We start from the raw sequence: 17197 nt of genomic DNA on the forward strand, positions 1-17197 counted from the left end.
GCTCGACCGGCCTGGACGTTCAGGGGAGTGATGGAACAACCTTTAGATAGGCTGCAATGGCTTGACGATCTTCATCGCTTAGGCGCGACGTGTTTTCAATGACCTCTGCCATCTCTCCTCCGGCGCTGTCGTAGTCCGGAGTGAACCCTGACTTTAGATACTCGGCTATGTCAGCCTCGGACCAATCCAACTGTGCCGGAGTTAATCCCGGTATGGTACCCCTACCATTCGGATTGGGAGCGCCGGACAGCCAAAGCTTGCGTTTTAGCCCACCCAACTGGTTTCTGGGCGTGTGACACTCGGCACAATGGCCCAACGCCTCAACCAGATATCGACCGCGCGTCTGCTGGTCATCCAGCTCAGCGTTAACGACCCAGCCCGGCCGCGCGAAGAGTTGCTTCCACAGCCCCAACCCGCGGCGTATGCTGAACGGAAATCCGACGTCGTGCGCTTCGCTTGGCGTTTCGACTTTTGGAAGCGTGCTAAGATACGCGTGCAAGGAAACGATATCCTGCGGCTTCATCTCGTTATACGAAACATATGGAAAAGCCGGGTAGTAGTGCTGACCGATCGGACTGGTTCCGTGGACCAGAGCGTTCGCCAAATCCACAACCGTCCAGTCTCCGATACCGGCGTTCGGATGACTGGAAATGTTTGGCGCGATGAATGTTCCAAACTCTGTCGCAAACCTTTGCCCGCCAGCAAGCAACTGTTTGGCGTCCCCTGAAGCGCCAGGTGCGGAGTGGCAGGACGCACACCCACTGGCGAAAAACACCTGTTCGCCCTGATCCAAATCGGGAACGAGCCCATCAAATTCGGATGGGCTGACGGTCTTTGGTTGGGTGAGGCCGAAACCAGCCCCAACCAAAACCGCACCGACACCGGCGAACGCAATCAGACGCCGCACGGCGTATCCCCTTTAATTCTTGGGCGCGCGATAGGCCTTGTGGCAGGCCGAACATGCTCCGCCCAATGGCCCCATCGCCCCTTTCAGTGCATCCAAATCATGACCTGCCGCCGCTTGCATTGCAACAGCTGCATCCGCCAAAGCCTGACCCTTTGCACCAACATCCGCGAAGTTCTCCCAGATGGCCGGCAGAGCACGCGACGAGGGGTCCGACACATTGTCAGTTCCAGCAGGCCACATCGCGGATTGATCCAATTGCGTGAGTACAACGAGGTTGTTTGCTGCGCTCGTTGCGGCCTCGGCGTTATAGTCTGCTTCGCCTTTGGCCATCGCACCGAGCGTTCCAAGATTGAATGCGTAGAGCTGCATGATCGACGTGCGCGCCTTAACGGCGGCGTTTTCGCTTTGATGCGCAACAGCCGTGCCTAAAAGAGCGACGGACAGAATTCCAGCCGCAGCAAATGCAAATTGTTTCTTCATCGGTTCACTCCCTGTTTAATCGACCAAATGATACCCTGAACAATAATCATTGTAATTGTTAGAAGTTTGGCATTTGTTGTTAAATTATGAACAGTAAGAATTGGGACGACATACGGTTCGCACTTGCTGTGGACCGATATGGTTCGCTGAATGCAGCAGCCGCGGCGCTTGGGGTCACACACGCCACAGTGTTGCGGCGTGTCGCTGCGTTCGAAGAGCGGTTCGGTTGCACGGTATTTCGGAAAAACCTGTCCGGGTATTCCGCCTTGCCCGAAGCGCGCAGCGTTTTCAGCGCAATGGAAAACGTCGAAGCTGCGATCCGATCGCTTGAACGAACGGTTGCCGGGGCGGATCAATCCCCAGCCGGGCAAGTACGTATTGCATCGACGGACAGTTTGTCTCAGATCGTGCTTCCTGAAATTCTGACGCAAATTTCCAATCGGTTCCCCAAGCTGCAACTGGTTTTGCTGAGTGGTAACAGCCACCACGACCTGAGCAGACTGACTGCAGATATCGCTGTTCGACCCTCCACAAAACTCGGTGATGGCTTGCTGGGAACGCGCGCCGGTGAATTGGCATTTGGAATATACAGCGACGGCAGTCCAGACCGGAAATGGATGAAGCTAGAGGGTGCTTTGAAATCCTCATTGCCTGCCGCCTGGATGGCCGATCACGTTGACCAACGCGATATGACAAATGGAGCAGACAGTTTCCTTGTTCTCAAACAGATGGCCGTTGCCGGGGTCGGAATGGCCTTCCTTCCCAAAATAGTGGGTGAATCCGTCGCTGGACTGCAAAGATTGGAGACCGAAGATCCCGGCTTGGTTGTACCGCTTTGGGTCGCAACACTTGAGGAAATCGCCCAGACCCCAAGGTTTGCGTTGGTTCAACGCATTCTAGTTGAGCAAATTCCGCTGGCTTTGGCAAAGTTGATGGGCCCCGCCGAGTAAAGTGGTAGTGACCACGAAATTTCTGCGGGTGGCTGCGCCGGATGTGCCTGAAACCCTTCAGCGTGATGCCAGTGGTGCCAGCGCACGGTAAGTCTGCTGATACCTTTGGTGTGCCGAGTCATAGGCGTCGAACAGATCTTCACGCGGTTCAATCACAGCGGCAGTGTCGGGTGCTGTCATTATTTCTTGCGGCGCTGCTCTGGTGACCGCACATTCCGCCAATCTGGCGGCTCCGATGGCAGCCCCCAGTTCTCCACCCGCTGGTTGGATCAGCGGGGTTTTTAGTACCGTCGCAAGAGTTTCCAGCCAAAATCTGCTTCGAGCACCACCTCCAACCGCAACTAGGTTTTCGACCGCAGTTCCCGTTTTGGACAAAGCATCCAGACAGTCCCGCATCGCAAAGGCAACGCCTTCCATGACCGATCTGGTCAGATCCAAAGGCTCCGACGCGATGTCAATGCCAGTGAATGCCCCCCTGATCGCACTGTCGTTGTGCGGCGTTCGTTCACCGGCGAGATACGGCAGAAAAGTCAGATCAGATGGGCCGTCCAAACTGTCAGGAAGCGCAGCCGCCAGTTCTTCGGCAGTTTTCCCCTGCATTCTGGACAGCCAGTTCAGGCTGTCGGTCGCGGATAGGATCACGCCCATCTGTATCCAGCGATCCGGCACAGCATGGCAGAAGCAATGAACCGCCGTTTCCGGAGCGGGCGCGTATGAGTCTCTGGAAACCAGCAAGACACCGGAAGTCCCTAATGAGACGAAGCCATCTCCGTCATTCAGGCTACCGATCCCGCAGGCCGCCGCTGCGTTGTCACCCGCACCGCCCGCAACAATGACCGAGCCCGTTAACCCCCAATCCAGCAACAATTCGGACCTGAGCTCTCCGCCAGGCGCGCTGCCCTCGACCAGCCTCGGCATCTGGTCAGGCCGCATATTCGACAATCCGATGGCTTCCTCTGACCAACATCGTGACCCGACCTCCAGCCAGGAGGTCCCGGCGCTGTCTGACATGTCGCTGACAAAGTCGCCGGTCAACCAAAAACGCAAGTAATCCTTTGGCAGCAGCACCTTATCTGTTTGCGCGAAAATATCCGGCTCATGCGCCCGAACCCATTCGAGTTTGGGGGCAGTAAAGCCGGGGAAGACGATGTTGCCTGTAATGGCGCGCATTCTGGGCAATTGGTCCAACATGGCGGCTTCTTTTGCCGACCTTGTATCGTTCCACATGATACAGGGCCTCAGCACTTGCCCGTCCGCATCCAGCAACGTGGCGCCATGCATGTGCCCGCTCAGGCCAATACCTTTTAGCGCCGAAAACGCGCCTGACTGAGCGGCACGAAGCTGCCCGATCACTTGTCGGCAGGCGGCGATCCAGTCTTGGGGCGTTTGTTCTGACCAACCGGGATTTGGATTGCGCGTTGCAATGCTGGCTTCCGCCGCACCAAGCAACTGTCTATCGCCATCGACAAGAATGCCGCGCAGCCCTGAGGTGCCCAAATCCAGTCCCAGATACACTCGTCGATCCTCTACCGAAAGCGTGGATTAATCCAGCTTGCCCCAAACCGCATCTCTGGTCGAGCTTTGCGCGCAGGCCAAACCGAATTTGACGCCGCTTTAGCCACCCGGTTTCCACCATTTCCCAGCGATGTGCCCAAATTGCGAACTCACATCGCTAGGCACAATTGTCTTCAGACTTGAGCCAGAGGACCTGTTACTTAAGGTACCTGGCACCTTGCAATTTCAAAGCGCCAAAATTGCAATACGTAATGGTCTCGATTTGACCGGGCTCCAAATCCCAGGTGCTGGAACGATCGCCACCATCCGGGTTTTTCCATCGAAAGGTTGCTCGGATTGCTTTGGAAGAATGTGTATTTTCTGCCCTGGCATTGTACTTGAATGCGTCACATCCGCCGCTGGCACCCTTCACAATCTTTATGTAATCCGCCGCGTTGGCATAAGCCAAACTTGGTGCGGTGGCGATCAAGACACATGAAAGCAGGACCAACTTGATCATGGTGAGCTCCAATGCAGCTGAAATGCGACTTTGTATTTCTCAATCAATGCAAGCCAGTATACCACAAAAGCCACGTGCTTTCCAATCGACGCCTAAGGCGCCCGCCCGAGGATTGGGTCAAAAGTGCCCACTGTTCGGACTTGATGGAACACAGAAACTCGCCGCATTGAAACACGGTCAGGACAGATGAGCCGTGGCCTCAATCTCAACGAGCGCTTCGTCTTCGACCAAGCCTGCAACGATGATCATCGACATCGCTGGAAAGTGGCGCCCGAACACTTCGCGATAGGCCGCGCCGACTTCGGCCTGATGGGCCAGATACTCGCTTTTGTCGGTTACGAACCACGTCAACCGGGTCACGTCACTCACCTGCCCGCCCGCTTCCTCGACGATGGCGGCGATGTTGCTTAAGGCCTGTTTCATCTGTGCGATGAAGCCCCCCTCGACAAAGACCTTGTTGGCGTCCCAACCGATCTGGCCGCCGATATGAAGCGTTCCATCCTTGGTCAGAACACCGTTCGAGTAACCCTTGGCGGGCAACCAACCGCTCGGGTGGATGGTTCGATGGCTCATGTCTCCGTCTCCTTGAATGCAGTCAGATTTGCGCGCAGTGCGTCGGGCCAAGGGCTGGGCTTCCCAGCGGCATTGACGTAAACGAGCGTCGCTGATGTCGTAAACCGCAACTGATCGTCACAGCGCGCGGTCATGACGTAATCGGCAGAGCTGCCACCGACTTTGGCAATAGACAAAGCTATCGTCAGGTGATCCCCGTGGCGACTGGGTGCAGAAAATCGAGTCTGAATTCCTGCCGTGGGCACCCCGCCCGCTTTAAGAAGCTGCTCGAAAGGCGCGTTCAGGGCCTCATCGAAAAATGCCTCGACGCAGTCATTCATGATCTCAAAATATCGGGGGTAGAAAACGATCCCGGCTGGATCGCAGTGCTTGAACAGAACTTTCTGGTAGAATTCAAACGGCATCAGACCCCCACAAATCTCTCGGAAACATCCGGGGTGAGGTCTGCCATGTCTCCTGACCAGACTGTTTTGCCGCGTTCGAGGATCACCGCTCTGTCGGACACCGAGGCCAGTTCTTTCAACGATTTATCGATCAAAAGTATCGCCACGTTGGTTTCGTCCTTCAGTCGGCGCAAGGCGGCCCAAATTTCCTGCCGGATGATCGGGGCCAGCCCTTCGGTTGCTTCGTCCAGAATAAGCAGGCGCGGGTTGGTCATCAGTGCGCGTCCGATCGCCAACATCTGCTGTTCGCCGCCTGACAAAGACACTGCGCGCTGGCCCTGCCGTTCACCCAACCTCGGGAACAAGTCCGCCACGGTTTTCAGCGTCCATGCGCCGGGTCGCGCGGCGGCGACAAGGTTTTCGCGCACAGTCAGATCGGCAAAGCAACGTCGGCCTTCGGGCACCAGTCCGACGCCCAGACGCGCCACCCTGTGGCTTGGCAGGGCGTGTAGGTTTTGGCCGTCCAGCGTCAGGTCACCTTCGGATCGGATCATCTGGCAGATCGCCTTGACCGTGGTCGTCTTTCCCATGCCATTCCGCCCCATCAAAGCGGTCACTTCGCCTTCAGCCACCGTCAGATCGACACCAAACAGCGCCTGACTGACGCCGTAAGAGGCGGTGAGGTTCCGGATCGTGAGGAAACTCATGCCTCATCCCCCAAATAGGCGTCGCGCACCTCCTTGCTCACGCGGATTTCGTCTGCCGTTCCGGTGGCGATCACCTTGCCATAAACAAGAACACTGATCCGATTGGCCAGCGCAAAGACCGCGTCCATGTCATGTTCCACCAGCAGGATCGGGGCTTCGTCCCGCAGGCCATCCAAAAATCCGGTCAGCCGTTTCGACCCTTCGGCCCCCAGCCCGGCCATGGGTTCATCCATGATGAATGCGCGCGGGGACAAGGTCAGAGCCACCGCAACCTCCAACTGACGCCGCTGGCCGTGGCTGAGGTTGGCGCAGCGCGTGTCTTGTTCGTCCAAAAGCCCCACACGATCCAACGCCGCCTCTGCCCGTTCGCGCAAAGCGCTGGTCCTCAACGCTGCGCGCCAGAACCGCCAGGATGCGCCTTCTGCCCCCATCGCGCCCAGAACCGTGTTCTCAAGAACCGTATCCTCCATACAGAGGTCGGATATCTGGAACGTACGCCCCAACCCCGCCCGCGCGCGCATCTGCGTGCTCAGGTCTGACACATCATCACCGCACAAGACCACCTGCCCGGAATCCGGTTTCAGCCCACCGCATATCTGCTTGATCAGAGTGGATTTTCCCGCGCCATTCGGGCCGATGATGGCGTGGATCTCTCCGGGTTTGAGGTCGATGGAAACGTCATTTGTTGCCGTAAGGGCCCCGAAGTTTTTGTTCAGGTTGTGCGTGGCGAGAATGGGATCAGACATGCGCGCCCTCCTTACCGGTCAGCAGCCCGATTAGACCGCCCCGCCCGAACAGGACGATGCACAAGAGGATCAGTCCAAGGTAGACGTGCCAGAACTCAGTCAGTTCCCCCAGGAAGTGTTCCAAGGCAACAAAGACACAAGCTCCGATCACCGGCCCCATCAGGCGACCAACGCCGCCGATAATGATCAGCACAATCAATTCACCGGACAGCTGCCAACTGAACATCGTAGGAGAGACAAAACGGTTCAAATCCGCAAACAACGCACCCGCGAGCCCGGTGATTGCACCTGAGATGACGAACGCCAGCAGTTTCAGGCGCATCGGATTGAGGCCAACCGTTTCGACACGCGTACTTGTCTGTCGGGCCGCGTTCAGAGCCAGTCCAAAGGGCGAAGCCTGAAGGCGTGCGAACAGGAACAGGATGATGCACAGCAGCGTAAAGCAAACCGCGAAAAACTGGATCGGCACCAGCGTGTTCAACCCCGGAAAACCATTGCGCACATAGATCGACAGGCCATCTTCTCCGCCATACTGCGCCCATGAAATCGCGAAGTAGAAGAACATCTGACCAAAGGCGAGTGTGATCATGATGAAATAGACACCCGACGTCCGCAGCGACAAAAGCCCGATGAACAAAGCGACAATCGCAGACGTCACCATCGCCACCAACCAGATGATCGGCATCGAATTTGTGCCCTCGGTCGCAAAAAGCCCAAGGTCCAGCGCAGTGTAAGTCTGCGCATGATAGGCCAGAATACCCATGGAATAGCCACCGATCCCAAAGAACACGGCGTGTCCGAAGCTGACCATCCCACCGATCCCTAGAATCAAATTCAGTCCTACCGCCGCCAGGGCAAGGATCACGGCGCGCGTCACGAGGGTGATGGTAAAGGGCTGATCCACCGCCATCGCCCAAAGCGGCAACGCGAGCAGGCCAGCGAGCACCACCGCATTGATGTATCGCTCGTTCACTCTCATGCGCGCGCTCCGAACAGGCCGGTGGGTCGCCAGATCAGGACCAACCCCATCAGGATGTAAATTCCCATCGAGGCAATGGCCGATCCGCTTTTTTGCGCGGCACCCGTCTCCATGAACAGTTTGAATAGCTCGGGTAAGAACACGCCGCCCAGAGTATCGGTGAGGCCGACCAGAAGCGCGCCGATGAACGCGCCGCGGATAGAACCAATCCCACCGATGACGATCACCACGAAAGCAAGGATTAGCACGGGCTCGCCCATACCGACCTGAACCGATTGAATGGCACCCACCAAGGCTCCGGCAAGACCCGCAAGGGCTGCGCCCAGCGCAAAGACCAGTGTGTAGAGCTTTGAGATATCGACGCCGAGCGCGGCAATCATCTCGCGATCATTTTCCCCTGCGCGGATCTGAATGCCAATCCGCGTGCGTTCGATCAACAACCACAACCCGATGGCGACCGCCAAACCGATTGCAATCAAAGTCAGACGGTACAGAGGGTATTCAATACCGCCGGGCAGCGTGACGGGCCCCGAAAGCGCTTCGGGGATGTTCAGGAAAAGCGGGAAAGACCCAAAGACCCAGCGCGTTCCCTCGGAAAAGATCAGGATAAGCGCGAAGGTCGCCAGCACCTGATCCAGATGGGCTGCATCATACAGCCGCCGGATCACGACCATTTCGATGATCGCTCCGGCCAGCGCCGCCGCCGCAAGCGCCGCGACAAGGCCCATGAAAAACGACCCCGTCGCACCGGCAACAGCCGCCGCAGCAAACGCGCCCACCATATACAGCGAGCCATGCGCCAGATTGATCAGCCCCATGACGCCGAAGATCAGCGTCAGACCGGCGGCCATCAAAAAGAGCATGACGCCGAATTGCAGTCCGTTCAGGATCTGCTCGATTATCAGGATCGAGGACATGGAAACTCCGGGTATCTGCCTGCCTTACGGGTGAAGGCAGGCAGGGATCGGTCACATCTTGCAGTCAGCTGCGTATGCGTCTGAATGGCCTTCCAGCGCCGTTCCGATGATCTTGTTGGTGAACACATCACCCTCCTTGATCACCTCGCGCGCATAGATGGTTTGTACCGGGTGGTGGTTCGGACCGAACGAGAAATCCCCGCGCGTGCTGTCGAAATCTGCAGCGCGTAGCGCCTCACGGAAGGCATCGGCATCCGCAGGGTCGGACTTGTCCAACGCGGACAGCAACAGGTTCGCGGTATCAAACCCCTGGCTGGCGTAAAGCGACGGGAGCCGTCCGTATTCGGCCTGGAAGCTTTCGACAAAGGCCGCGTTGGTCGGATTGTCGATGTCCTTGTTCCATTGCGAGGTGTTCACGACGCCCATCGCCGCATCACCAACGGCCTGCAAAATACCCTGATCGAAGCTGAATGCGGGGCCAACGACCGGCAGGTCGATACCGCTGTCGGCATATTGTTTGAGGAAGGAAATCCCCATGCCGCCGGGCAAGAAGAAGAACACGCTGTCTGCGTCGCTGGCCCGAATTTGCGCGATCTCTGCCGCGTAATCCGTCTGACCCAGCTTGGTATAAACCTCGCCGGCCAGATCGCCCTCAAAGAACCGCTTGTAGCCGGTCAGAGCGTCCGTGCCCGCCGGGTAGTTCGGGGCCATGATGAAAGACTTCTTGTAACCCGCGCCATTTGCATAAGCGCCTGCCGCCTCGTGCAGGTTGTCATTCTGCCAGGCGACGTTGAAGTAATTCTGATGACAGCCTTTACCCGCCAGCGGCGACGGCCCTGCGTTTGGAGACAGATAGAAAACGTTCTGATTCACTGCCGCCGGAACAACCGCCATGGCCAGGTTAGACCAGATGATGCCGGTCATCACATCGACGCGCTCGGACTGGATCATCTTGTCCGACAGTTGCACCGCGATGTCCGGTTTGCGCTGGTCATCTTCGATGACGACCTCGATATCATCACGACCCGATTGAGCAATCGCCAGCATGAACCCGTCACGCACATCAATACCAAGACCTGCGCCACCACCAGACAGCGTCGTGATCATCCCGACCTTAACTTCGGCGGAGGCACCGGACGCGCAGAGCGCCGAGGCCGCAGCGGCCAAAAGAAGTTTTTTCATTTGTTTCTCCCTTGTTCGTCTTACTAGTTCATACAAAATTCGGGCAGTCTGACTAGCCGTCATTGGCCGGCAATAGGGTTACTCCGTTTGCCGCAGCCTGAATCGCTGAACCTTTCCTGTCGCGGTTTTCGGTAGTTCGGCGCAGAACCGAACCGCACGCGGATATTTGTACGGCGCTATGACCGACTTCACGTGGTCCTGAAGCTGTTTGACCATCGCGTCGGATGCCTCAGCAGGGTCAACAAGCACGACATGCGCCTCGACAATATTACCGCGCTCGTCATCCGGGGCACCGATCACGGCGCATTCCGAGACTGCTGCGTGTGACAACAGCGCGGCTTCAACCTCGGGGCCCGCGATATTGTAGCCCGACGACAGGATCATATCATCGTTGCGCGCGGCAAAGTGGAACCGGCCATCGGCATCCTTGTGGAAACTGTCGCCAGTAATGTTCCACCCGTCTGACACATAGTCCGCTTGCCGTGGGTCGTTGAGGTATCGGCATCCCGTTGGCCCGCGCACCGCGAGCCGGCCCACCTCGCCGTTCTCGGCCTCGGAGCCATCATCTTTCAGCACTTTGGCCTCGTATCCATTCACCGGTTTCCCAGTACAGGCCGGGTGATGGTCGTCGAACCGGTTCGAGATAAAGATGTGCAGCAGTTCCGTTGCCCCAATACCATCCAGCATTGGCTTGCCAGTCCGCGCCATCCAGTCGTCGTAGATCGGTTTGGGAAGAGTCTCACCCGCCGAAACAGCCGCCCGCAGGCTGGACAAATCCGCTCCGTCCTCCATCGCTTGCAGCATCACGCGGTAGGCAGTCGGGGCCGTAAAACACACGGTCGCGCGGTATTTTTCGATGATTTCGATCATGCCCGGAGGTGAGGCTTGTTCCAGCAAGGTTGCGGTTGCTCCAAATCGGAGCGGGAACACGGCCAATCCGCCCAGTCCAAACGTAAAGGCCAAGGGCGGAGAACCGACAAAGACGTCGTCGGGTGTCACGCCTAAAATTTCGCGCGCATAGCCGTCCGCGATGATCAGCAAGTCGCGGTGAAAATGCATCGTCGCCTTTGGCTCTCCGGTCGAACCGGAGGTGAATCCAAGCAGCGCCACGTCATCCCGTCCGGTGGGCACGCAATCAAACTTGACGGGCTTTTCCAGCGCCAGTCGATCCAGTTCGGCATCGTGGTTCGAGGTGCCGTCAAAGCCCACCACCTTTGTCAGATACTTGCTGTCGCGGGCACAGGCCTCCATTTCATCAATCAAACGCGTGTCACACAGCGCGAACTGGATTTCCGCCTTATCGACATATTTGCTCAACTCGCCGGCCCGCAGCATCGGCATCGTGTTAACCACAACCGCCCCAACTTTCGTAGCGGCCAACCAGCACGCCACCATCGCCGGGTTGTTGGCCGAGCGGATCAGCACACGGTTGCCAGGTTCAACCCCCAGATCTTCGGCCAACACATGTGCAAGGCGGTTGGTCCAATCGGTCATCTCTTTGTATGTGCGCTGTCGCCCATTCCCGATAAGCGCGATGTTGTCGCCGAACCCTTTCTCGACCATCGCATCGGTCAACTCATAAGCTGCGTTCAGTACTTCCGGGTAGTCAAACCCGTCCAACAGAAATTCCGGCCATTGCCCGGACGGGGGCAGGTTGTCACGCGCGAATGTGTCGGTATGAGCGGATTGACCCAGCATCACTGACCTCCTTGATGCGCCATCATGGCTTGCCGCGCGATGATGACCTTTTGCACGTCGGACGCGCCTTCGTAGATGCGCAGAGCACGAATTTCGCGATAGAGCATTTCAACAGCACTTCCGGATCGCACCCCGTCGCCACCAAAAAGCTGCACCGCCTTGTCGATCACCTGCTGCGCCTGATCGGTCGAAAACAGTTTGGCCATTGCAGCTTCGCGGGTAATGCGCGCGGCACCCGTGTCCTTGGCCCAGGCCGCGCGATAGATCAGCAACGCGCTGGCATCGATGTCCACGGCCATGTCGGCGATGTGTCCCTGCACCATCTGCAAATCAAACAACGGGGCGCTCTGAACGTGTCGGGTCGTAACACGCGTCAGGGCTTCATCCAGCGCTCGGCGCGCAAATCCAAGCGCCGCTGCCGCGACCGTGGACCGGAAGACATCCAGCACAGCCATGGCGATGCGAAACCCCTGCCCCGGTGCGCCGATCATCGCTTGGGCCGGGACGCGCACATCGTCAAAGCGCAGCGTCGCCAGAGGATGTGGCGCGATGGTGTCCAGCCGTTCGGCGACTTGGAACCCAGGCAGATCGGGCGTCACCACGAAGGCTGACAGCCCCTTTGCACCCGCAGCCTCTCCGGTGCGGGCAAACAAAGTGTAGAGGTCGGCGATGCCTCCGTTCGAGATCCAGGTTTTTTCACCATTCAGGACATAGTGGTCGCCGTCCCGCGTCGCGGTCATGGTAGAATTGGCGACGTCCGAGCCAGACTGAGGCTCGGTCAATGCAAAGGCTGAAATCGCCTGCCCGCTGCGTGTCAACGGCAGCCATTTGGACTTTTGCGCATCGCTTCCAAACAAAGAGATGGCCCCGGTTCCCAGCCCCTGCATCGCAAATGAGAAATCGGCCAACCCGTCGTGGCGGGCCAAAATCTCGCGCGCCAGACAGAGTTTCCGGACGTCCAGCGCTCCTGTCTCATCTGCTGTCGGCTGCAATAGCCCGGCATCACCAAGCGCCCGAACCAATCCACGGCAAGCAGCGTCTGTGTCGGAATGATCAATCTCCAAACCACGCGCCACCTCATCGACCCGCGCCGCCCAATCGCGGTGATAGGGTTCAAAGAAGGGCCAGGATAAGAAGGTTTGATCCGCCATCAATCACCCTCAAAAACAGGTTTATCTTTGGCGACGAAAGCATTGTAAGCACGCTCAAAATCGCCGGTCTGCATGCAGATCGCTTGCGCCTGAGCCTCGGCCTCGATCGCTTGTTCGATGGACATGGACCATTCCTGTGCCAGCATCGTCTTGGTCATCATATGTGCAAAATTCGGACCCGCAGCGATGCGCGTGGCCAAAGACTGTGCCTCGGCCTGCAACTGATCCACATCGACCAGTCGGTTATAGAACCCCCAGGCCGCGCCTTCCTCGGCGCTCATGCTGCGACCGGTATACAGCAATTCGGCGGCGCGCCCCTGCCCGATGATCCGGGGCAGGATGGCGCAAGCCCCCATGTCGCAGCCCGCAAGCCCGACGCGCGTGAACAGAAACGCGCATTTCGCCTCAGGCGTCGCGATGCGCAGGTCAGAGGCCATGGCGATGATCGCCCCAGCTCCGACACACACGCCATCCACAGCCGCAATCACCGGCTTGCCGCAATTCACAATCGCCTTGACCAGATCACCGGTCATTCGGGTGAAGGCCAGCAACTGTTTCATGTTCATACGCGTGAGCGGTCCGATGATGTCATGCACATCGCCGCCTGAACTGAAATTGCCCCCGTTCGACGCAAAGACCACTGCATCCACCTCATCGGCGTAGGCCAGATCACGGAACCAATCGCGCAGTTCGGCGTAGCTGTCGAAGGTCAGCGGGTTCTTGCGGTCCGGCCGATCCAGCATAACGGTGGCAACCCGATCCTTGATCTCGCATTTGAAATGAGTGACGTCACTGCGCATCAGGCCCCTCCGGCACGTTGAATTCTGTTGTGATTGCACGGGCTTCTTCAGCTGAAAACTGTCCCAGCATGTCATTGATCCAAGCCTCATGGGCGGCGGCCTGACGGGCAAATTCCTCGCGCCCCTTCGGGGTCATCAGCACCCGGTGCGCGCGGCGGTCCCCCGGCACGGCCTCACGCACCAGAAACCCATCCTCGGCCAGCCGGTCAACGATACCGGTGACATTGCCGTTGGACACCCTCAAAGCGCCCGAGATTTCGCTCATTTTCAGCCCGTCTTCGTAACGCGACAGCGCGGCCATCACGTCGAACCGGGGCAAAGTCGTTTGGAACTGATCACGGAAATTCTCGCGCAACGTCGCCTCGATCACGCGCGTCGTTTTCAACACCCGAAGCCACAGGCGCAGCCGCTCTTTCGAGGCGTCTTCCAAGGGTATTTGGGCAAGGCTCGGGCTCATATCTCGCCCCCGGATATGCTGAGCGTGTGCCCGTTGACCGATTTCGCCGCATCGGAACACAGCCATAGGACCGCACTCGCGACTTCCTCGGTCTGAACAAACCGCCGTTGCGGGTTACCTTTGTGCAGCGACGCGGCGGCGTCTTCTGCGGTCATGCCCGTTTTCTCAACGATGTTTGCTATTGAACGCTCCAGCATCGAGGTTTCGATGAAACCCGGGCAAACAGCGTTCACGGTCACGCCCGTTTTCGCCAATTCAATGGCCAAAGACCGAGTCAAACCAACTGCAGCGTGTTTTGCGGCGCAATAACCTGAGACATAAGGATACCCTTTGAGCCCGGCGGTCGAGGCGATGACGATCAACCGCCCCTCGCCCGCCGTTTTCATGTCGGGTAATCCTGCTTGCCAGAGGTTGAAGACGCCGACCAGATTGACCTCGGTCATCGCGCGCAGATCATCCGGGGTCATCTTCTGAAACGGCAGCGACGTCGCTGCGCCCGCATTGGCAATGACGGCTGTGACCGGACCCCTGGCCGCGCGCGCGGTTGCGACGGCCTTTTGAACCTGGTCCGCGTCGGTTACGTCGCACAGTTCATAGGGCAAGTTCTGAGCTTGCAAAGTCTCTGCGCTGCGACCCAATATGGTGACCGCCACGCCGCTTTGCACAAAACTGTGCGCGATTTCGGCACCAACGCCCGTACCGCCGCCAGAGATCACAACATGGCTCATACCTTGCCCACCAATTCCGCGTCGCGATCTGCCAACCGCCATGCCTGATCGCGGCCTGCCTCATAAGGTTTCGGCCAGACCTCTTGCCGGTCGCCCAGCGCCGTGGCAGCATGAAGCGTCCAGTACGGATCGCTTAGATGCGGGCGCGCAAGGCAGACCAGATCGGCCCGGCCCGCCATCAGGATCGAGTTCACATGATCCGGTTCATAAATGTTGCCGACTGCCATCGTCTTAATCCCGCCCTCGTTGCGAATGCGGTCCGAGAACGGCGTCTGGAACATCCGGCCGTACACCGGTTCGGCCTGTGTCGAGGTCTGTCCAGCCGAGACATCAATGATATCAGCCCCGGCCGCTTCGAACATCGCGGCGATGCTGACCGCATCCTCGGGCGTTATGCCATCATCGCCAATCCAGTCATTGGCCGAGATTCGGACGGCCATCGGCTTGTCGACAGGCCACACGGCGCGCATCGCCGAAAAGACTTCGAGCGGATAGCGCATGCGGTTTTCCAGCTCACCGCCATATTCATCTTCGCGCCGGTTCGAAATCGGAGAGATGAAGGACGAGATCAGATAGCCGTGCGCCGCATGCAATTCGATCATGTCGAAACCGGCGCGATCAGCCATCTGCGTTGCCGCCACAAAGTCCGCTTTGGCCGTATCCATGTCATTGCGATCCATCGCCTTTGGAACTGCGTTACCCGCCGCCCAGGGGATGGCCGAAGCCGACATCAAAGGCCAATTCCCGTCTTCCAGCGGCTTGTCCATCCCCTCCCAGCCGACACGAGTTGAGCCCTTGCGGCCCGAATGGCCGATCTGACAGCAGATCTTTGCGTCCGTCTCGGTGTGCGCAAAGTGCGTCAGTCTTCGCCATGCTTCTTCGTGATCCGGCGCATATAGCCCCGGACAACCCGGCGTGATCCGACCATCCGGCGAGACACAGGTCATCTCGGTGTAAACCAGCCCTGCCCCGCCCTTCGCGCGTTCGCCGTAATGGATCAGGTGCCAGTCTGTCGGGCAGCCATCGACAGCTTTGTATTGCGCCATGGGGGACACGACGATGCGGTTTTTCACACGCATATCCCGCAGCTGAAACGGCGCGAACATCGGCGCTCGCGCAGGCTCATTCGCCCCGACACCTGCCTGTTCCATGAACCATGCCTCGGCTCGCCCGAGCCATTCTCTGTCCCGTTCGCGCAGGTTCTCATGGCTGATCCGCTGGGATCGCGTGAGCATTGAGTAATTCAACTGCACCGGATCGAGGTCCAGATACCGTTCCACATCCTCGAACCATTCCAGCGAGTTTCGGGCCGCCGATTGCAACCGCAGGACTTCAAGCCGGCGTTCATCTTCATAGCGAGAAAACGCCGCTTCAAGCGTGTCTTCACTGACAATGTAGTCGGCCAATGCAATGGCGCTTTCCATCGCCAGCTTGCTGCCGGACCCAATGGAAAAATGGGCCGTTGCCGCCGCATCGCCCAAAAGAACAACGTTCTTGTAGCTCCACTTTTCGCACAGCACTCGCGGAAACCGCAGCCAGGCCGACCCACGTATATGATTGGCATTCGTCATCAAATGATGTCCGCCCAGGTGGTCTTTGAAAATGTCCTCACAAACCGCAATCGACTCTTGCTGACTCATCTCGCCAAATCCGTAGGCGTCAAACGTCTCTTGTGTGCATTCGACGATGAAGGTCGCGGTGTCGGGGTCAAACTGATAGGCATGCGCCCAGACCCAACCCTTTTCAGTCTGTTCGAAAATGAAGGTAAAGGCGTCATCGAATTTCTGATGGGTTCCCAACCACACAAATTGACACAAGCGCTGATCGATGTCCGGCTTGAACACATCCGCGAATTCCATTCGCGTTTTTGAGTTTAACCCGTCCGCACCAATGACAACATCGAAGTCGTCCATGTAAGCTGACGCCTTGTCGACTTCGGCCTCAAACCGCATCTCAACGCCCAGCTGCCGGGCGCGTTCCTGCAGGATCAGCAGCAGTTGTTTGCGTCCGATGCCGCAAAACCCATGGCCGCTGGATACTGTTCGATGCCCTTTATGAACCAACGCGACATCGTCCCAATAGGCAAAGTGATCCCGGATGGTCGCGGCACTGATCGGATCGTTTTCGGCTAGGTTGTCCAGCGTTTCATCTGACAACACGACGCCCCAGCCGAACGTGTCATCCGAGCGGTTACGCTCGAACACCACGACCTCGGACTCGGGATCGCGGAGCTTCATCGAAATCCCAAAATAGAGGCCGGCGGGACCACCACCTAAGCACGCAATTCTCATTGCTGGCGCTCTCCTGTCAGTGTCGCAGGCCTTGACGCTAGGGTGAGTCGCCAAACGTTTCAAGTAAAAATATTTTAGGTATAAAATATAAAGTGCGAGACAACGTGTTTTTTGCATCCCGACCCCGCCTGGGTCCAAAAGCAGACTGGTCAACCTTTTCGTGCGCCCGAAACGAAAAACTTGAGCAATTTGAACAGCAACTGAGCAGTCAAATAGACCGCGCAATGGTTCGCG

At 58.0% G+C, this 17197-nt stretch carries 18 protein-coding genes; 1 reads left to right on the top strand and 17 read right to left on the bottom strand.

Going from position 1 to position 17197, the window contains the following annotated elements:
* Positions 1-19: 19 nt before the first annotated feature.
* Positions 20-907 (bottom strand): c-type cytochrome, encoded by an 888-nt coding sequence (locus ACR0CR_RS03590; RefSeq protein WP_480596798.1) that lies wholly within the window; start codon positions 905-907, stop codon positions 20-22.
* A gap of 12 nt (positions 908-919) precedes the next feature.
* On the bottom strand, positions 920-1387 hold the full coding sequence (locus ACR0CR_RS03595) for a c-type cytochrome (protein WP_480596800.1): 468 nt from the start codon (positions 1385-1387) through the stop codon (positions 920-922).
* 86 nt (positions 1388-1473) lie between these two features.
* On the opposite strand from ACR0CR_RS03595, the gene ACR0CR_RS03600 reads away from it, so the two are divergent.
* Positions 1474-2337: a LysR family transcriptional regulator gene (locus tag ACR0CR_RS03600; RefSeq protein WP_480596802.1), complete on the top strand. Its 864-nt coding sequence runs from the start codon at positions 1474-1476 to the stop codon at positions 2335-2337.
* A gap of 57 nt (positions 2338-2394) precedes the next feature.
* Here the strand turns inward: ACR0CR_RS03600 and xylB are convergent, their stop codons facing one another.
* The 15 genes from xylB to ACR0CR_RS03675 all read right to left on the bottom strand — a co-directional run bounded on the left by xylB (position 2395) and on the right by ACR0CR_RS03675 (position 16963).
* A complete protein-coding gene (xylB, locus tag ACR0CR_RS03605) occupies positions 2395-3852 on the bottom strand; it encodes a xylulokinase (protein ID WP_480596804.1) in 1458 nt (485 codons plus the stop codon).
* A 196-nt stretch (positions 3853-4048) separates the two neighbouring features.
* Positions 4049-4351: a hypothetical protein gene (locus ACR0CR_RS03610; RefSeq protein ID WP_480596806.1), complete on the bottom strand. Its 303-nt coding sequence runs from the start codon at positions 4349-4351 to the stop codon at positions 4049-4051.
* Between the two features lie 177 nt (positions 4352-4528).
* Positions 4529-4924, bottom strand: coding sequence for a RidA family protein (locus ACR0CR_RS03615; protein WP_480596807.1), 396 nt, complete (start codon positions 4922-4924; stop codon positions 4529-4531).
* Positions 4921-5328, bottom strand: coding sequence for an acyl-CoA thioesterase (locus ACR0CR_RS03620; RefSeq protein WP_480596809.1), 408 nt, complete (start codon positions 5326-5328; stop codon positions 4921-4923). The genes ACR0CR_RS03615 and ACR0CR_RS03620 overlap by 4 nt, the downstream gene beginning before the upstream one ends.
* On the bottom strand, positions 5328-6014 hold the full coding sequence (locus ACR0CR_RS03625; RefSeq protein ID WP_480596811.1) for an ABC transporter ATP-binding protein: 687 nt from the start codon (positions 6012-6014) through the stop codon (positions 5328-5330). Before ACR0CR_RS03625 ends, ACR0CR_RS03620 begins: the two co-directional genes overlap by 1 nt.
* A complete protein-coding gene (locus ACR0CR_RS03630; RefSeq protein ID WP_480596813.1) occupies positions 6011-6760 on the bottom strand; it encodes an ABC transporter ATP-binding protein in 750 nt (249 codons plus the stop codon). The genes ACR0CR_RS03625 and ACR0CR_RS03630 overlap by 4 nt, the downstream gene beginning before the upstream one ends.
* Positions 6753-7739, bottom strand: coding sequence for a branched-chain amino acid ABC transporter permease (locus ACR0CR_RS03635; protein ID WP_480596815.1), 987 nt, complete (start codon positions 7737-7739; stop codon positions 6753-6755). The genes ACR0CR_RS03630 and ACR0CR_RS03635 overlap by 8 nt, the downstream gene beginning before the upstream one ends.
* Complete coding sequence (locus ACR0CR_RS03640) at positions 7736-8656, bottom strand: branched-chain amino acid ABC transporter permease (protein WP_480596817.1); 921 nt, start codon at positions 8654-8656, stop codon at positions 7736-7738. Before ACR0CR_RS03640 ends, ACR0CR_RS03635 begins: the two co-directional genes overlap by 4 nt.
* Before the next feature lie 51 nt (positions 8657-8707).
* A complete protein-coding gene (locus ACR0CR_RS03645) occupies positions 8708-9838 on the bottom strand; it encodes an ABC transporter substrate-binding protein (protein ID WP_480596820.1) in 1131 nt (376 codons plus the stop codon).
* A gap of 78 nt (positions 9839-9916) precedes the next feature.
* Entirely contained in the window at positions 9917-11536 is a 1620-nt protein-coding gene (locus tag ACR0CR_RS03650; RefSeq protein ID WP_480596822.1) for an AMP-binding protein, read from the bottom strand.
* Complete coding sequence (locus ACR0CR_RS03655; protein WP_480596824.1) at positions 11536-12687, bottom strand: acyl-CoA dehydrogenase family protein; 1152 nt, start codon at positions 12685-12687, stop codon at positions 11536-11538. Before ACR0CR_RS03655 ends, ACR0CR_RS03650 begins: the two co-directional genes overlap by 1 nt.
* On the bottom strand, positions 12687-13487 hold the full coding sequence (locus tag ACR0CR_RS03660; protein WP_480596826.1) for an enoyl-CoA hydratase family protein: 801 nt from the start codon (positions 13485-13487) through the stop codon (positions 12687-12689). Before ACR0CR_RS03660 ends, ACR0CR_RS03655 begins: the two co-directional genes overlap by 1 nt.
* On the bottom strand, positions 13477-13944 hold the full coding sequence (locus ACR0CR_RS03665; protein ID WP_480596828.1) for a MarR family winged helix-turn-helix transcriptional regulator: 468 nt from the start codon (positions 13942-13944) through the stop codon (positions 13477-13479). Before ACR0CR_RS03665 ends, ACR0CR_RS03660 begins: the two co-directional genes overlap by 11 nt.
* A complete protein-coding gene (locus ACR0CR_RS03670; RefSeq protein ID WP_480596829.1) occupies positions 13941-14672 on the bottom strand; it encodes an SDR family NAD(P)-dependent oxidoreductase in 732 nt (243 codons plus the stop codon). The genes ACR0CR_RS03665 and ACR0CR_RS03670 overlap by 4 nt, the downstream gene beginning before the upstream one ends.
* A complete protein-coding gene (locus ACR0CR_RS03675; RefSeq protein ID WP_480596831.1) occupies positions 14669-16963 on the bottom strand; it encodes a bifunctional salicylyl-CoA 5-hydroxylase/oxidoreductase in 2295 nt (764 codons plus the stop codon). Before ACR0CR_RS03675 ends, ACR0CR_RS03670 begins: the two co-directional genes overlap by 4 nt.
* Positions 16964-17197: the final 234 nt, after the last annotated feature.

This window comes from Ruegeria sp. AM2, from assembly GCF_056540685.1.

Bases quoted from the DNA above. Each gene is read 5' to 3' on its own strand.
- ACR0CR_RS03610 (WP_480596806.1), bottom strand. From the start codon at position 4,351: ATGATCAAGTTGGTCCTGCTTTCATGTGTCTTGATCGCCACCGCACCA.
- ACR0CR_RS03640 (WP_480596817.1), bottom strand. From the start codon at position 8,656: ATGTCCTCGATCCTGATAATCGAGCAGATCCTGAACGGACTGCAATTC.
- ACR0CR_RS03665 (WP_480596828.1), bottom strand. From the start codon at position 13,944: ATGAGCCCGAGCCTTGCCCAAATACCCTTGGAAGACGCCTCGAAAGAG.
- ACR0CR_RS03625 (WP_480596811.1), bottom strand. From the start codon at position 6,014: ATGAGTTTCCTCACGATCCGGAACCTCACCGCCTCTTACGGCGTCAGT.
- ACR0CR_RS03595 (WP_480596800.1), bottom strand. From the start codon at position 1,387: ATGAAGAAACAATTTGCATTTGCTGCGGCTGGAATTCTGTCCGTCGCT.
- ACR0CR_RS03655 (WP_480596824.1), bottom strand. From the start codon at position 12,687: ATGGCGGATCAAACCTTCTTATCCTGGCCCTTCTTTGAACCCTATCAC.
- ACR0CR_RS03670 (WP_480596829.1), bottom strand. From the start codon at position 14,672: ATGAGCCATGTTGTGATCTCTGGCGGCGGTACGGGCGTTGGTGCCGAA.
- ACR0CR_RS03615 (WP_480596807.1), bottom strand. From the start codon at position 4,924: ATGAGCCATCGAACCATCCACCCGAGCGGTTGGTTGCCCGCCAAGGGT.
- ACR0CR_RS03630 (WP_480596813.1), bottom strand. From the start codon at position 6,760: ATGTCTGATCCCATTCTCGCCACGCACAACCTGAACAAAAACTTCGGG.
- ACR0CR_RS03675 (WP_480596831.1), bottom strand. From the start codon at position 16,963: ATGAGAATTGCGTGCTTAGGTGGTGGTCCCGCCGGCCTCTATTTTGGG.
- ACR0CR_RS03660 (WP_480596826.1), bottom strand. From the start codon at position 13,487: ATGCGCAGTGACGTCACTCATTTCAAATGCGAGATCAAGGATCGGGTT.
- ACR0CR_RS03650 (WP_480596822.1), bottom strand. From the start codon at position 11,536: ATGCTGGGTCAATCCGCTCATACCGACACATTCGCGCGTGACAACCTG.
- ACR0CR_RS03600 (WP_480596802.1), top strand. From the start codon at position 1,474: ATGAACAGTAAGAATTGGGACGACATACGGTTCGCACTTGCTGTGGAC.
- ACR0CR_RS03620 (WP_480596809.1), bottom strand. From the start codon at position 5,328: ATGCCGTTTGAATTCTACCAGAAAGTTCTGTTCAAGCACTGCGATCCA.
- ACR0CR_RS03645 (WP_480596820.1), bottom strand. From the start codon at position 9,838: ATGAAAAAACTTCTTTTGGCCGCTGCGGCCTCGGCGCTCTGCGCGTCC.
- ACR0CR_RS03635 (WP_480596815.1), bottom strand. From the start codon at position 7,739: ATGAGAGTGAACGAGCGATACATCAATGCGGTGGTGCTCGCTGGCCTG.